Origin of the sequence: Arthrobacter globiformis, assembly GCF_030817195.1 — a bacterium.
Classification (GTDB): domain Bacteria; phylum Actinomycetota; class Actinomycetes; order Actinomycetales; family Micrococcaceae; genus Arthrobacter; species Arthrobacter globiformis_D.
In genome coordinates this window covers 4,980,271-4,995,206 of the sequence record NZ_JAUSYZ010000001.1, presented here as the reverse complement: position 1 = coordinate 4,995,206, position 14,936 = coordinate 4,980,271, and the positions used below count along the sequence as shown (strand labels likewise).

Annotated in this window: 14 protein-coding genes; 5 read left to right on the top strand and 9 right to left on the bottom strand. The window is 63.5% G+C overall.

Annotation, left to right across the window (positions count from 1 at the left end; translation table 11 throughout):
- The first annotated feature begins 18 nt into the window (after window positions 1–18).
- From QF036_RS22965 to QF036_RS22945, 5 genes are all read left to right on the top strand, one after another.
- Window positions 19–1,008, top strand: a complete 990-nt coding sequence (locus tag QF036_RS22965; protein WP_307105466.1) for a sugar ABC transporter substrate-binding protein — start codon at window positions 19–21, stop codon at window positions 1,006–1,008.
- Between the two features lie 78 nt (window positions 1,009–1,086).
- The gene (locus QF036_RS22960; protein ID WP_307105465.1) at window positions 1,087–1,938 is read left to right on the top strand and encodes a sugar phosphate isomerase/epimerase family protein; all 852 of its coding nucleotides are present in this window, start codon (window positions 1,087–1,089) and stop codon (window positions 1,936–1,938) included.
- Complete coding sequence (locus tag QF036_RS22955; protein WP_307105464.1) at window positions 1,931–2,785, top strand: sugar phosphate isomerase/epimerase family protein; 855 nt, start codon at window positions 1,931–1,933, stop codon at window positions 2,783–2,785. The genes QF036_RS22960 and QF036_RS22955 overlap by 8 nt, the downstream gene beginning before the upstream one ends.
- Window positions 2,782–4,278: a sugar ABC transporter ATP-binding protein gene (locus QF036_RS22950; RefSeq protein WP_307105463.1), complete on the top strand. Its 1,497-nt coding sequence runs from the start codon at window positions 2,782–2,784 to the stop codon at window positions 4,276–4,278. The genes QF036_RS22955 and QF036_RS22950 overlap by 4 nt, the downstream gene beginning before the upstream one ends.
- A gap of 27 nt (window positions 4,279–4,305) precedes the next feature.
- Window positions 4,306–5,319: a sugar phosphate isomerase/epimerase family protein gene (locus tag QF036_RS22945; protein ID WP_307105462.1), complete on the top strand. Its 1,014-nt coding sequence runs from the start codon at window positions 4,306–4,308 to the stop codon at window positions 5,317–5,319.
- A 479-nt stretch (window positions 5,320–5,798) separates the two neighbouring features.
- On the opposite strand, the gene QF036_RS22940 is transcribed toward QF036_RS22945, so the two are convergent.
- From QF036_RS22940 to QF036_RS22900, 9 genes are all read right to left on the bottom strand, one after another.
- On the bottom strand, window positions 5,799–6,605 hold the full coding sequence (locus QF036_RS22940; RefSeq protein ID WP_307105461.1) for a DeoR/GlpR family DNA-binding transcription regulator: 807 nt from the start codon (window positions 6,603–6,605) through the stop codon (window positions 5,799–5,801).
- A gap of 190 nt (window positions 6,606–6,795) precedes the next feature.
- Window positions 6,796–7,011, bottom strand: coding sequence for a hypothetical protein (locus QF036_RS22935; protein WP_307105460.1), 216 nt, complete (start codon window positions 7,009–7,011; stop codon window positions 6,796–6,798).
- Window positions 7,012–7,131: 120 nt separating this feature from the next.
- On the bottom strand, window positions 7,132–8,073 hold the full coding sequence (locus QF036_RS22930; protein WP_307105459.1) for an aldo/keto reductase: 942 nt from the start codon (window positions 8,071–8,073) through the stop codon (window positions 7,132–7,134).
- A gap of 23 nt (window positions 8,074–8,096) precedes the next feature.
- Window positions 8,097–9,257 (bottom strand): Gfo/Idh/MocA family protein, encoded by a 1,161-nt coding sequence (locus tag QF036_RS22925; RefSeq protein ID WP_307105458.1) that lies wholly within the window; start codon window positions 9,255–9,257, stop codon window positions 8,097–8,099.
- Window positions 9,254–10,267 carry an alcohol dehydrogenase catalytic domain-containing protein gene (locus QF036_RS22920; RefSeq protein WP_307105457.1) on the bottom strand — a complete coding sequence of 338 codons (1,014 nt, stop codon included), beginning with the start codon at window positions 10,265–10,267 and terminating at the stop codon, window positions 9,254–9,256. Before QF036_RS22920 ends, QF036_RS22925 begins: the two co-directional genes overlap by 4 nt.
- Window positions 10,268–10,364: 97 nt before the next feature.
- Window positions 10,365–11,453 carry a nitrilase-related carbon-nitrogen hydrolase gene (locus QF036_RS22915; protein ID WP_307105456.1) on the bottom strand — a complete coding sequence of 363 codons (1,089 nt, stop codon included), beginning with the start codon at window positions 11,451–11,453 and terminating at the stop codon, window positions 10,365–10,367.
- A gap of 90 nt (window positions 11,454–11,543) precedes the next feature.
- On the bottom strand, window positions 11,544–13,241 hold the full coding sequence (locus QF036_RS22910; protein WP_307105455.1) for a GMC family oxidoreductase: 1,698 nt from the start codon (window positions 13,239–13,241) through the stop codon (window positions 11,544–11,546).
- A complete protein-coding gene (locus QF036_RS22905; RefSeq protein WP_307105454.1) occupies window positions 13,234–13,812 on the bottom strand; it encodes a gluconate 2-dehydrogenase subunit 3 family protein in 579 nt (192 codons plus the stop codon). Before QF036_RS22905 ends, QF036_RS22910 begins: the two co-directional genes overlap by 8 nt.
- Window positions 13,799–14,926 (bottom strand): ABC transporter permease, encoded by a 1,128-nt coding sequence (locus QF036_RS22900; RefSeq protein ID WP_307105453.1) that lies wholly within the window; start codon window positions 14,924–14,926, stop codon window positions 13,799–13,801. The genes QF036_RS22905 and QF036_RS22900 overlap by 14 nt, the downstream gene beginning before the upstream one ends.
- Between the last annotated feature and the right edge of the window lie 10 nt (window positions 14,927–14,936).

The window sequence follows — 14,936 nt, the reverse complement described above, 5'->3', positions numbered from 1 at the left end:
AACAGAAAGAGTAAGTCAATGAAGACCTCACCGAAACTGGCGGTCCTTGCGGCAATCTCCGCCGCTGCCATCGCCATGAGCGGTTGCGGTGCACCCAGCGCCGCACAGGAAGCAAACGACGGAACTAAGACAAAGAAAATCGCCGTCCTGCTCTACAGCCAGAGTTTTGAATTCATGGTTGCCCTCGGGCAGGGCGTCAAGGATAAGGCGAAGGAACTCGGCGTGGAGGTCACAGTCCTTGATGCCAAAGGCGATTCCAGCACCCAAATCAGCCAGATCCAGGACCAGCTCGCCCAGGGCGTGGACGGCATCGTCCTTAGCCCGAATAACTCCGCTGAGCTCGTTCCCGGAGTCCAGATGATCCACGATGCCGGAAAGACCGTCACCACCGTTGACTCGGTGATCCCGGGCGACATCGCCGACGCTGCCGTCGCTTTCGACAACGAAAAGGCCGGCAAACTCGGGGCTGAAGCCTTGGCCAAACTGATGGGAAACAAGGGGACCGTGCTTGAGTACCAAGGAGCCAAGGGCGCCTACCACGCGATTCTCCGTGGCAAGGGCTTCACCGAGGGCATCAAGCAGTCCCCGGACATCAAGGTCATCAGCCGTGACGCGCAGTGGACTGCAGATAACGCACTGTCCCTGACCGTCGATAACTTCACCGCCGACTCGAGCATCAACGGTCTCTTCAGCCACAACGATGAAATGGTGCGTGGCATTGTCTCCGGCCTCTCACAGATCAACAAGGACGCTCCGGTCGGAGCCGCAAACCACATCCCGCTCGTCGGAGTCGACGGCACACCGCTCGCGCTGGACCGCATCCGCAAGGGCATCCAGGACGCCACGATGGACCAGAACCCATTCGAGATGGGAGCACTGGCCCTTCAGGCCGAAGTTGATCTGCTGGACGGCAAGCAGGTCCCGAAGATGCAGCTGACCGACACCAAGCTCATCACAAAAGAGAACGTCGATGACCCCAAGCTCTGGGGCAACATCTTCAAGGACTAGAGCCCCAAAGCTCTAAATGCCGGGCCGAGCCCCGCCGTTTGGCCCGGCAGATCCAACAATTCCAGCTCAAGGAGAAACATGTCCCGCTTCAAGTATTCCTACAACGCCATCGTCTACTACCAGGAAGATATCGCCAAAGGCATCGACCGCGTCGCCCGCTACGGCTATGACGCCATTGAACTGGTGGGAGAACCCGCAACGCACAACGTCGAAGAGATCAACAAGCTGACCAACGATGCTGGTATTGACGTCAGCTCCATCTGCAGCATCTGGTTTGGGGAGGAACGCGACCTGATCAACCCCAGCGCCGCCAATCGGCAGAAGGCCCTGGACTACGGCAAGTCGGTAGCCGACTTCGCCGCCGCCGTCGGAGCTCCGACCATCATCGTCGGACCTTCCCCGGTGGGTAAGACCGAAGCCCTGGCCAGCGACGAACAGGAATGGGAATGGGCTGTCGAGAACGTCCGCACGCTCGGCGAATATGCGGCCAGCGTCGGCATCAACATCACCCTGGAACCGTGGAACCGCTACGAGACACATTTCCTGAACCGGCTCGACCGCGCCGTTGAACTCTTGGACGCTACCGGCCTGAAAAACGCCGGCGTGCATGGTGACCTCTTCCACATGAACATCGAAGAAGACACCATTCACGGCGCCTTCGCCCGTGCCGGCAGCAAGGTCAACCATGTCCACCTGGCCGATTCAAACCGTGCAGCCCCCGGCGTAGGACACATCGACTTTCGTCCGACACTGCAGACGCTGAAGGACATCAACTTCAACGGCTACCTGACCTTCGAGCTCCTGCCCGCCGCATCAAACCCCTTTGCCATGATGGCACGCGGCGGCCACCTGGAGTTCCTGGACCCCTACACCGAAAAAGCCATCAACGAAATGAAGAAGCTGGAACAGGAGCTGTGGCCCAATGAGTAAATACCAATTCGGAGTCAGCACCTTCATCCTGGTCTCCCCGTTCACCGATCAGGACGTCGATCAGTTCGATGTCGCCAAAGAGATGGGCTACGACCTGATCGAGGTCTGCATTGAAGACCCTGCCGTGGTCAGCGCGGAAGCACTGAAGAAAGCCTCGGAGCGGACCGGACTGCCCGTGTCCATCTGCGGTGCGTTCGGACCGGACCGTGACGTCTCGCACGAGGACCCGCAGAAGCGGCGGCAGGGCATTGACTACCTGAAACTGTGCGTTGACATCGCCCAAGCCGTCGGATCACCCCATGTGGCCGGCCCGATGTACTCCGCCACCGGCAAAGCCCGGCTGCTTCCCCCCGGGGAACGCCAGCAGCAGCGCCAGTGGGCGGCCGACAGTCTGCGCGAAGTGGCCGACTACGCCTCCGAACGCGGCGTCACCCTGGCCATAGAACCGCTCAACCGCTTCGAAACCGACCTGGCCAACACCGTCCAGCAAGGTCTGGAATTGTGCGAACTGATCGGCCGGGACAACGTGGGCCTGATGCTCGACACGTTCCACATGAACATCGAAGAGAAGAACATCGGCGAGGCCATCACATCTGCCGGTGACAAGGTTTTCCACTTCCAAGTGTCGGAAAACGACCGCGGAACGCCCGGCAGCGGACACGTCCCGTGGACCGAGACCTTTGACGCACTGAAAACGATCGATTACCAGGGTTCCATTGTGGTCGAATCGTTCCTTCCCACGGTCGAGGAAATCGCCAAGGCCGTTTCGCTCTGGCGGCCGGTGGCACCGTCCATGGACGCACTTGCCAGGGACGGACTCACCTTCCTGAGGAGGGAACTGCCGTGACCGTGACGCCCGGACGTGCTCCAGCCATCGTTGAAGCACGCAATCTCGTAAAACTGTTTCCGGGCGTCGTCGCCCTCTCCGGTATGAACTTTGAGCTTCATGCCGGAGAGGTGCACTGCGTCTGCGGTGAAAACGGAGCCGGAAAATCAACGCTGATCAAGACACTGAGCGGGTTCTACACTCCCGACGAAGGCGGCGTGTACGTGGACGGCGAGCTCATGCCCTCCAGCACGGTGGCCTCCAAGGCCGCCGGCATCGCCACCATCTACCAGGAGCACAACCTGGTCCCGGACCTGTCCGTCGCCGAAAATGTTCTTCTGGGAAACTGGGGCGGACACAACGGCATCCTCTCCCGCCGCGAGATCCGCAAGCGCGCACGCAAGGCCCTCGACCAGGTCGCACCCCACCTCAACCTCGACACCCCTGCGATGGCGCTCTCAACGGTGGACGGTCAGATGGTGGAAATCGCGCGCGCCATAGCACAGGACGCGAGAGTCATCATCATGGATGAGCCCACCACAGCCCTGACCGAGCAGGACGTTGACAAACTGTACAAGCTGGTCGACGAGCTGCGGGGCAAGGGCCTGGCGATCATGTACGTTTCGCACAAACTGGAGGAAGTCTTCACATTGGCCGACCGGATCACCGTCATCCGCGAAGGCAAAACGGTGGCCTCATCCGTCCCGGCAGAGGAGCTCGACGCCCGTTCCGTTGTGCAGCTGATGGTGGGCAAGGACGTTGACCTCTACGAGCACATTCCCCGCGAACGCGGTGAACTTGTTCTTGACGCGCGGGGTCTAAGCCTGGCCGGCGCGTTTGAGGACGTGAACCTCCAACTGCACGCAGGGGAGATCGTTGGACTCGCGGGACTCGTCGGTGCAGGCCGGACCGAGGTCGCCCGATGCATTTACGGGGCAGACAAAGCCGACGCCGGGACCGTAGAGGTAAACGGCCGGAAGCTGAGTCTCCATGGTGCCTCTGCCGGCATCGCTGCCGGCATTGCCCTCGTCCCGGAGGAGCGAAAGCTGCAGGCCATTATTCCAATGCTGTCTATTCGCGAAAACACCACGCTGACCCTCCTGAAACAGGTCAGTAAATGGGGCGTGCTGCAGCGGGGCTACGAAAAGAAGATGGTCGGCGACTACATCAAGGAACTCGATGTCAGGACCCCGTCTGCGGAAACGCCGATTCAGTCCCTGTCCGGCGGCAACCAGCAAAAGGTCATCATCGCACGTTGCCTGGCAAGCAATCCCAAGGTCCTCATCCTGGACGAGCCAACAAAGGGCATCGACATTGGTGCGAAGGCCGAGATCCATCGCCTGATTGAACAGCTCGCCCGCAAAGGGGTGGCGGTGCTCGTGATCTCAAGCGAGCTTCCCGAGCTGCTCGAGCTCTCCGACCGGGTGATGGTCATGCGGGCCGGCCGGGTTGTGGCGGAACTGGACAAAGCGCAGGCAACCAAAGAGAACGTCATCGCTTACGCCGCGGCGTAGGCGATCCCACCAAGAACGGAAACAATCATGACCGATCAACAGACCCGGCCGTTCACCCTGTTCACCGGCCAGTGGGCCGACCTGCCCTTCGAGGAAGTCGCCCGGCTCGCCTCCGGCTGGGGCTACGACGGCCTGGAAATCGCCGTCTCCGGGGACCACCTGGACGCCTGGCGCTGGGACGAACCCGGCTACGTCGAGTCCAAGCTCGCCGTGCTGGAGAAGTACAACCTCAAGGTCTGGGCCATCTCCAACCACCTCAAAGGCCAGGCCGTGTGCGATGACCCCATCGACTTCCGCCACGAAGCCATCGTCGGATCTAAGGTCTGGGGCGACGGCGACCCCGAAGGCGTCCGCCAACGCGCCGCCGAAGAAATGAAACACACCGCCCGGCTCGCCAAAGCCCTCGGCGTGGACACCGTCGTCGGATTCACCGGATCCTCCATCTGGCAATACGTCGCCATGTTCCCGCCCGTCCCGGAAAAAGTCATCGACGCCGGCTACCAGGACTTCGCCGACCGCTGGAACCCCATCCTGGACGTCTTCGACGAATGCGGCATCCGCTTCGCCCACGAAGTCCACCCCTCCGAAATCGCCTACGACTACTGGACCACCGTCCGCACCCTCGAAGCGATCGGCCACCGCGAAGCGTTCGGCCTGAACTGGGACCCCTCCCACTTCATGTGGCAGGGCATCGACCCCGTCTCCTTCATCTGGGACTTCAAAGACCGGATCTACCACGTGGACTGCAAGGACACCAAGCTCCGGTTTACGGGCCGGAACACCGTGATGGGCTCGCACCTGCCCTGGGGCGACCCCCGCCGCGGCTGGGACTTCGTCTCCGCCGGCCGCGGCGATGTCCCCTGGGAATCCTCGTTCCGGGCGCTCACCGCCATCGGCTACACCGGCCCCATCAGCATCGAATGGGAAGACGCCGGCATGGACCGGCTCCACGGCGCCCCCGAAGCCCTCGCCGCGCTCAAGAAGTTCGACTTCCCCGCGTCGCAGACCAGCTTCGACGCCGCCTTCAGCAGCAAGGATTAATTGTCGAGCACAGAACGACCACTATTTGGTCCTGTGTATGAGGAGTCAGCATGTGTACTCACGCCTATGACCAAGTTTGCCTTCACTCGCCCCGGCTAGTCAGGGCAGCTCTCTTGCGGTCCGAGCGTGACTGCTTTCTTGAGTTTGAGTACAGCGGAGAGCTCCCGTGCATGGGCACTTTCATCATGGGGATAGAGATGGTCGTCGGGGATCGGGGGGACGTACGGCACTGCTGTGTTGAATTCAGGGATGGCGTGCCGGCGGTAACCCTGACATACGATTTCAGCGGGCACTGGCAGGCGAATCATGGGGCGGCGAGTCCGGCTACGAGAGCCAATGTTGTGCGTGGGCGTTTTCCGTCCTGGGCTTTTCAGGATTGGACGCCGGGTGGGGGCATCTCTGCGTTCGTCATTCAGAACGGGGCGACGACTGACTGCGGCGTATTTGTGTCTGAGGGCATGTTCACCGTTGGTGAAGAGTCAGACGGATTCCACCTGGAGGCCTGTTGAACGCAGCGACGTCAGCATCTGGGGGTTGATGCCGGTGTCAGTAATAAGGAGGTCGATATCGGTCAGATCTGCGTGTTTGCAGTTGCTGACCTTGCCGAACTTACTGTGGTCGGCAAGTAGTATGCGACGACGGGCGCTGGCGTGCATGAGCCGTTTGATGGCCGCTTCGGCCGCGTCATGGGTTGTGAGGCCCCGGTCAAGGGAGACAGCTGTGGTTCCGAGGAACGCTACGTCCACGTTGATTTCAGCAAGTGCCCGGGCGGCCCAGTCATCCACTTCGGCGTAGGTGACTGGCCGAACGCGGCCGCCAAGGGTGTAAACGGTCAGCAATGGGGCATCCATGAGGGTGATGGCGATCGACAGGGTGTTGGTGTAGACCCTCAGGGCACGGTCCCGTGGCAGGATTTCGGCCAGCTTCGCGGTCGTGGACCCCCCATCGATGAGGACTGATCCGTTGGTGGGCAGGTGCTGGAGGGCCGCCCGGGCGATGAGTTCCTTTTCCCCGGAGAGGGCTGTTCTCGCTGCCAGCGGAGGTTCATAGGTGAGGCGTCCCACGGGGATGGCGCCGCCGTGGACTCGGCGGAGCAAGCCGAGTTGCTCGAGCGCTACCAGGTCCTTGCGGACGGTTTCGTTCGTGACCCCGAGTTCCAGAGCCATGTTGGCGGCATCGGCCCGGCCGTTCGCTCGGAGTGCGGCAAGGATGAATTCTCTTCTTTGGTCCGCGTAGGGAACGCGCGTGTCCGGACGCCCGTTGGCCGGTTCTGCGGCTGGGGTCATGGCTACCTCCTGTAAAGCGGCTCAGTTGGCCTGTTGACTCCTCCTAACGGTGTCATGAAATCCCTGCTGACGAGAACCTGGATTACGGGGTGGTGCGGTGAGCTTGGCCGTCATGTCTGGGCGCCGGAACGCGGAGGTGTCCCTGCACAGGCAGAGGTCTGTCCGTGGAGCCCAGTATCGTGGTCTGCGGTCAGTGGACGCGTTCGATGGTCTGCCCATATGGCACGCTGGTATCCAGCGCTGCTGTGTACTTGGTGGCGCTGTGGCGGGTCAGAAGGATCCCGGCCCGTGGGTGTGCAGCGGCGCCGATCAGTTTGTTTACTGCCTCATCCAGGTGTTGCTGAATTCTGTCGGCGCGAGTTGCGGTGATGTGAATGGTGCGGGGATCTATGACTTTCAGACTCATCCGGTCCTCATGTGGGTCTCATCGCGGCGCGCGCGGTTTGTCGTGGACACCGGAATGCCTCCGTCAAATTCCGGTGGGGGATTTCGGCGGAGGCATTCACCATGGTGGAAAGGTCGGCGGTTATCCCAATTCGCCCGATCCAGCGCGGGCCAGCGGGATAAGTTCGTCCCACAGCTCGGCGGGAATGTCCCACTCGGCGAGTTCGGCTGTCTGGGCGACGCGGCGGGGTTCGGACATGCCTACAATCGTGGACGCGACGCGTGGATCCCGGGTGGAGAACTGCAGCGCCGCGGCGGCCAAGGGCACATCGTGCGCCTTGCACAGCTGTTCCATTTTTCGGACCCGTTCCACAATCACCGGGCTTGCGGGGCGGTAGCAGTAGTTCGGGACGGCGGCCGGGCCCTTGACCAGCATGCCGCCGCCGAACGGGGCGGCGTTCACGAACGCCACGCGGCGGGCCGCCGCGTCCTGGATCAGCGGCTCTGCGGTCTGGTCCACGAGGGTGTAGCGGTTATGGCTGATGACGACGTCGAAGGCATCGGTCGCCAGGTACTTCAGTTCGAGGTCGATGGGGCCGCCTGCGACACCCAGGTGCTCGATAATGCCCTGGTTTTTCAGGTCAATGAGGGCCTCAAGGGGACCTCCGGGCGCCGTTCCTTCTTCGAAGGTGATCTTTTCGGGGTCGTGAAAATACACAAGTTGCAGTTTGTCCAGTCCCAGCCGTTCTAGGCTCTCCTCGACGGACCTGCGCACGCGGTCGCCGGAGAAGTCCGTGGTGCCGACTATCGGGTCGACTTTGGTGGCGACGACGACACCGGCCGGCAGGCCGCCCGCTTCTTTGATGGCTTCGCCGATCCGGCGTTCACTGTCGCCGCCGTGCCCGTATTCGTTGGAGGTGTCGATGAAGTTGAAAGGCCCCTCCAGCACCCTCCGGATGGTGGCTACCGCCGTCTCGTGGCTGACTTCATAGCCGTATTGTGTGGGGTGGCTGCCCAGGGCACTTGTTCCCACACACACTGGCGATACGGATAGCCCGGTACGTCCCAGGGTTCGCTTCTGCATATTGTCGTTCCTTCGAATCGGTGTTAATTGGTTGGTTCCGGGCCGTTGACGGCACGTGCTGGTGTGGGCTGGTGGCCCGACAAAGTGTGGAGGCTGGGATCGGCCTGCCATGGTTGTGGCGTGGAGTTGATGCTCCCTCCTGACCCGGCTGCTTCATGAATGAGGAGGGAGAGATAGTGGTCTTGGCAGGCGTCTGCGAGGGAGTAGCCCTGGGGACGATTTTCCGGCAGCGTGTTGTTGAGGCAGGTGGCCATGGCGATCTCCTCGTCGGAAAGGCGTGCGCCACGGAAGGGATTCTCGTACAGGACCTCGCCGGCGGCGCTGAGGGTGTCCAGGTCAGCGCCTTCGAGGTTGCCGTCGATGCCGAGTTGGCGTCTTTCGATCGGCGCGCTGACGGGGTCGCCGTCGTCGTTTAACCAGGTGAGCCGGTTGCCAGTGAGTTCGGCGTGGCTGCCGCGGAGCTGGAAATGCCGGCCGCGCAGGGGGTTGAACCACTGGGTCTCAGTGAAGTCGTAGAATCCCGTTTTGGAGCCTGCACCTAGGAGCGCGAGTGTGGTCCGGGCATCGTCTAGTTTCTTTTGATCGGGTTTGCCCTGCCGGTCCGGCCCGTTCATTAGCGGGGACTGCCGGGACATCGCCAGGATGTGTACGCGGTCGTGTCCGATGGCGAGCACCGACCGCAGGATGGCCATGGCATGGTAGTCGTGGGTCCAGGACACCGTGGCGGAGCTAACTTCCCCGAACTTGCCGGCGTCGAGGAGACAGCGGACAGCGCGGAAGAAGGGAAGATAAGGGTGCTGCTCAGCCACATGGACCAGACCCGTGGGCCCCACGTCGTTCCACAGTGCCAGCAGGGAGGGAAGGTCAGCGGCGGGCGGCGTTTCCGAAAGGACTGGAATGTTTAGGCTAACCAGTGCGCGGACGACTTCCGGGTTGGCGTGCCGGGGGACGCACGTGACGGCGAGATCCGGGTCCAGGCTGCGGGCTGCTTCTTGGACGGTCCGGAATGTGGGTATGCCCCACTGCTGCTCCATCCCCTCCCCGCCCTCTGATGTGCGGGTGACCGCACCGACGCAGGTGAAGAGGTGCGGAAGGCTTCGGGCGATGCGCAGGTAGAAGTCGGCGCGCCAGCCACGGCCTACGATGATGAACCGTTGCGGTTCCCGACCGGCAACGGCACTCATGCGCCCGGCACCAGTACGGCGCGGCCGTGCAACTGGCCCGTCTTGAGCCGCTGCAGCACATGGTTGGCCTCGCTAAGTGGGAAGTCTTCGTGGACGGCGTGGAGTTTGCCGTCCACTGCGATGTTCAGGACGTCCGCCATGTCCTGGCGGGTACCGAGCACGGTTCCGACGACCGTTTTTTCGTCGCCGATGTCCATAACGCCGACAGACTGTGCCACCCCGAGCACCACGCGGCCGCCGGGCTTGATGACTCGCAGCGCCTCCGCCACGGCATGGTCCGACGGGGCGAAGACGATGGCCGCGTCCTGGGACCCATCCCGAAGGGCCAGACCTCCATCTATGCCGGCCGGAACGTACGCTCCACGGGCCCCGAGCTGCTCGGCAAGGGTGCGGGCCTTGAGGCTGCGGGAGACCGCGTTGACGTGGGCGCCGGTGAGCCCGGCCATCTGCAGCGCCAGGTGGCCGACGCCGCCGATGCCGAACACGGCCACGTTCTGCCCCGGCCGTGGCAGGGCCTTTTTTACTGCGCCGTAGGCTGTGATCCCCGGGCAGAAAAGCGGTGCCGCCTCCGTGTCGGCCAGGGAGTCGGGGATCTTGCAGGCGAAGGCGGCGTTCGCGAGCATGACTTCCGCGTAGCCGCCATCGCGTGTCTCTCCGGTGATTTGGCGCCGCCGGCAACGCTGCTCATGGCCGCTGACGCAGTGGCCGCACACGCCGCACGTGGACCAGATGGGCTGGACGCCGATCCGGTCGCCCACCGTGAGATTTTCCACGCCGGGACCTACGGCCTTGACCCGGCCGACTACCTCATGGCCCGGGATGATGGGCAGCGCGGCGGGGGTGGCGGGCAGCCAGTCACCCTCGACCATGTGCAGGTTGGACCGGCAGACCCCGCAGGCGAGTACGGTGATGGCGACTTCACCGGGTCCGGGGACGGGTTCGGGGACGTCGATGTAGTCCAGCGGCTGGTTCTCGACGGGGCCCGGGGCACGGAGGACGGCGGCGTACATGCGTCTGCCTTTCGCGGTTTGGGTCTGAAGTGAAGGGGGTGCGGGCGTCCGGCCTGGGCCGGACGCCCGCAGTGGTTTCCCTCTGCAGGGAGTTGGGTTAGTTGCTCGACGGGGCGGTGAGGAGTCCGCGTTCCACGAGCTTTTCGATGTTCATGCCACGGCGCTTTGCCTCGCGGGCAAGCCAGCCTTCGGCCGGCAGCTCGTTGAGGTACTGGTTCTTTTCGTAGATAGGCTGTTCGTAGATGCCGGCGTACATTTCTGTGCGCAGGTCCTTGAACCAGTTGGTGACACCGTTGGCGGCCCGGGAGCGGCGCAGCGCCTCCAGGTCGACGACGGTGCTCACGAAGGAGTCACCAGCGCTGACACCCTCGTTCTTCACCAGCACCCGTCCCTTGTGGTCAACGATCATGGACTGTCCGCCGAAGAGGTCGAACAGGCTGCCGTCGTCGTTGCGCTGCGGGCCCAGGTTCGGTGCAACCACCATGACCTGGTTGAACATGGCGTGGGCGCGGTTCTGCAGTTCCCACATGCCCATGCCCACCTGCGGTTCGATCAAGGTGCCGCGGATGATGAGCTCGGCACCGTTCATGGCCAGGCCGCGGGAGGTCTCCGGGTAGGCGCCCTCGTGGCAGATGATGTAGCCGATGTTGCCGATCTCGGTCTTGGCGACCGGGAAGAACGCATCCAGGAGGTTGCCGTTGCCGCGCTTCTGGATGAATTCGTCCCAGATGTCGTGCGGGTTGGTGGTGCCCAGGGCGCCGCCTTCGTACGCATCGGAGGTGGACTTGTAACGCTTGTAGACGACGTCACCGTTGGGGTCGATGATGAAGGCGACGTTGAAGAGGTGGCCGGGGAAGTCGTCGTCGCGGACTAGGTAGAGCTCAGCGGCGATGTAGGTGTTGAGCTGACGGGCCTTCTGGCCGAGAATCTCGGTCTCCGGGCCGGGAATGGTCATGGCGAAGGCCTCGTGGGCTTCGCGGTTGCCGGCCTTGAAGTCCGGCAGCATCCCCTGGATCGCCATTTCCGGCAGGACAACAAGCTTGACGGGCGCGCCGTCCGTGGCCGCCACCATGACGGCCGGGTCCATGAAGTCACAAATCCGCTTGGTGTTCTCGATGGCGTCTTCGCGCTTCTTGATGGTGTGGACGGTGTTGGACAATGCCACGATGGCATACGGGTCAACCATTTGTTATTTCTCTTTCCTTGTGAAGTCGCCGCCTGGTTTCAGGCCGGCGGGGGGTTCTTTCGGGGGTTTAGGGTGCCGGTACGGGTCGGATCAGACTTTGTCGAGGATGTGGTCGGCGCTGAGATATGCCAGCGCCTGCAGGGTCTGGGTCGGGTTGTAGCCGGACAGCGTGGGGAACTGGCCGCCGCCTACGACGTACAGGCCCTTGCATTCGTGGGATTCGCCGTAGATGTCGACCACGGAATCGGCCGGGTTCTCGCCCATCCGGTGCGTTCCCACCTCGTGCGTGGACAGGTGGTACGCCGGGGGCGTCGGTTCGGACCAGAACTGGGTGGCGCCCATTTCCTCGGCGATGGCCCGCTTGACCTTCTCGAAGTACTTCAGGGCAGCCAGATCGTGCTCGGACCAGTCGTGCGTGATGCGCAGCGCCGGCTGGCCGAACTTGTCCTTCACCACCGGATCCAGGTCGCAATAGTACTTCTTGGACGGGAAGCTGGGCACCTGGTTGTGGATGCCCATCAGGCGGCGGTAGTTCTCGGAGAACCAGTCCTTGAAGCCCTGACCCCAGCGGCGCATGCCGGGCGGGAGGTTGTGCGCGGCCTCGATGGGCTGGAGGTCGCCGGGGATGCTGGTCAGGACGGATCCCCACAGCACCCCTTCGTCGTTGTCCGGCACGCCGTCGCAGTTCAGGTCGTCCACGACACTGGCGGCGACGAGGGGTGCCATGAAGGGGTTGCTGAACTCCGGCAGGACCAGACTGCACCAGCCGAAGCTGTGCGTCATGAAGTTCTGGCCTACCTGGCCGTTGGCGTTGATGCCGGAGGCGAGCAGCAGGCGGCTGTTCTCGAGCGCGTAGCACGCAACCACCACGAGGTTGGACTGGACCTGGTGGACGTTGCCGTCGGGATCGAAGTAGGAAACCCCGGTGATCCGGCGCCCGGAAGGATCGCGGTCCAGCCTAAAGACCCGTGAGTTGGAACGGATTTCCAGGTTGCCCGTCTGCAGGGCCGCCTCTACGGAGGTGATGCGGCTGGACTGCTTGGCGTTGACGTGGCACAGGAAGCCGTGGCAGAAACCGCAGTATTCGCAGCCCTTGAGCGACTTGTAGTCCGTGGACGCCACTGCCGCCGGCTGCTGGAAGGGGCGGTACCCGAGGCTCTGGCAGGCCGCCTTGAACCGGTCGTCGGCCGGGGCGGTGCGCAGCGGGGGCATGGGGAAGCCCCGCTCCCGCGGGGATTCGTAGGGGTTGCCCTCGGGGTCCGGTGCGCCCTTGACGTTGCCGGCCCGGCCGGAGACGCCCAGTTCCCATTCGACGCGGTCGTAGTAGGGTTCCAGGTCGTCGTAGCCGATCGGCCAGTCCACCATGGTGGAATCCTCCTCCAGGGCGTCTGGTCCGAATCGTTCTTCGATGAGGGATTTCATGTGGAAGTCGGCGTCCCGGTGGCGCCAGGAGGCACCGCCCCAGTGCAGGGTTCCGCCGCCGGGGCCGATGGAGGGCGGCAAGTGCAGGGGTTCGCTGTTCCCGCGTACCCCGGCTGCCCAGGGGAGCAGCCGTGCGGTGGACGTTTCGTCCGGCCGCCAGGTGACGGGGTCGGTTGCCAGCTGGGGGACGAGGGAGCCGCGGGAGTAGTACTTGACTTCGTCCTGCTTGAACGTGAATTCCTCACTGGTGTGCACCGGGCCTTTGTCGAGGGCCAGTACCCGGATCCCGGCCCTGGTCAGCTGTTCGGCGATGATGCCGCCGGACGCTCCCAGCCCGACGACGACGGCCTCTGCAGTCTCAGGCATCTGCTCGCCTCAACTCTCTGCGTAGATCTTCAAGGGTCTTGATGGGGATGGTTTTGGAATCGAACCCGGGGCGCATCTGTTCGGCGTCGTAGCCCCATTGGGCCCCCGGGAAGCCGACCAACTGCCAGCCCAGGGCCTCGTGATTGCCGCCGTACTGGGGGTCGCAGAACATGCCCTGGATCGTGTGTTCCCAGACGAGGGCGAAGAAGGTGGCCAGGAGGCCTTCGTCTTCGGGGCCCTCCGGGGCTCCAGTGGATTCAGTGGCTGTGCTGGCTTCGACACGTTCCAGCACCTCGTCTTGGCGTTCGTCGGTCAGCTCCGCGAACCGCTGGCCGTAGAGTTCGGAAGTGAGGGCGTTCAGGGCCTCCACTCCGTCCCGGTAGCAGCGGCGCAGGGCCTCCTCCTCGTTCGCCGTCGTCCTGTCGATGTAGGTGATGACCTTGGTTTCCCGGGCGCCGGGTTTTCCGTCACTGCTGGGGAAGATGCGTGCACAGATGGCGTCCACGGTTTCGGCTTCCGCCTCCGTGAAGAACCGCCACTGGGTCAGCGTGGTCTCATTAGTGGCGGGCATCCGCTTCCTCCTTGTCCTTGACCGGTGCAGCGCCGGCCGGCGTCGTTTCAGTGGCGGGCTTGCCCGTGTAGCGCTGCTGGAAGATGAGTTTTCGAAGGGCCCCGGGCAGCTTGTTGCCCACGCCGCTGGTGAACAGGACGGCCAGCAGGATCACGGCCCCTTTGACCACCAGTTGGGGCTGGGCCTGAATGCCCAGCAGGTCCATGATGTTCAGGATCACCGCGATGATCAGGCCGCCAAGGACCGCGCTGACAGGGTCGCCGGTGCCGCCGAAGAGGGACGCCCCGCCCACCACGACGGCGGCAATTGCGTTGAGCTCGTAGCCCTCGCCGATGATTGCGCTGCCCTCGGTGAGCTGCGCGGCGATCATCACCCCGCCCAGGCCGGCCAGAAGGGAGGAGAGGAAGTAGGCGCCGATGATGTCCCGCTTGATGGGAAGGCCGGACAGCCTGGCCGCTTCCGCGTTGCCTCCGAGTGCGAAGAGCCGGCGGCCGAAGCGGGTCTGGGACATGACGACGGCGAAGACGATGGTCACCAGCAGGGCGATCATGACCGGTGCGGGCATCGGGCCGATGTTAGCGGTGAAGGCCGCGAGGAAGCCCTGGTCCTCGATCGCGACCTGCCGCCCCGTCTGGAGCATGTAGGCCACACCGCGGGCGATGCTCATCATCGCAAGCGTCACGATGAACGGGGTAATGCCGCCGTAGACGATCATCAGGCCATTGAAGATCCCGATCAGGCCGGCGGTGAGCAACGCCAGAAGGAGGGCGACGGGCCAGGGCGTGCCCTGCTGAAGGGCCAGCCCGGCTATCACCGACGACACTGCGGCGACGGCGCCTACCGAGAGGTCGATGCCGCCGGTGACGATCACGAGGTACTGGCCGACGGCAAGGACGGACACCACAGAAGCGGTGATCAGGACCGATATGAGGTTCCTTGAGGTCATGAAGTGCTGGGAGAGGGCGCTGCCGACGAGAAGGACGATGGCGCCGACGGCCAGCAGGTATCCCTTGGAGCCGAGCGAAGCGACGAACGTGCGGAGCGAAGTAAGGGCGGACGGCAGACTGTGGAATAGCCGTTGTGCCGGCGGCGCGGGGGTGGTGTTGGTAGCCACGGGTTTGAAC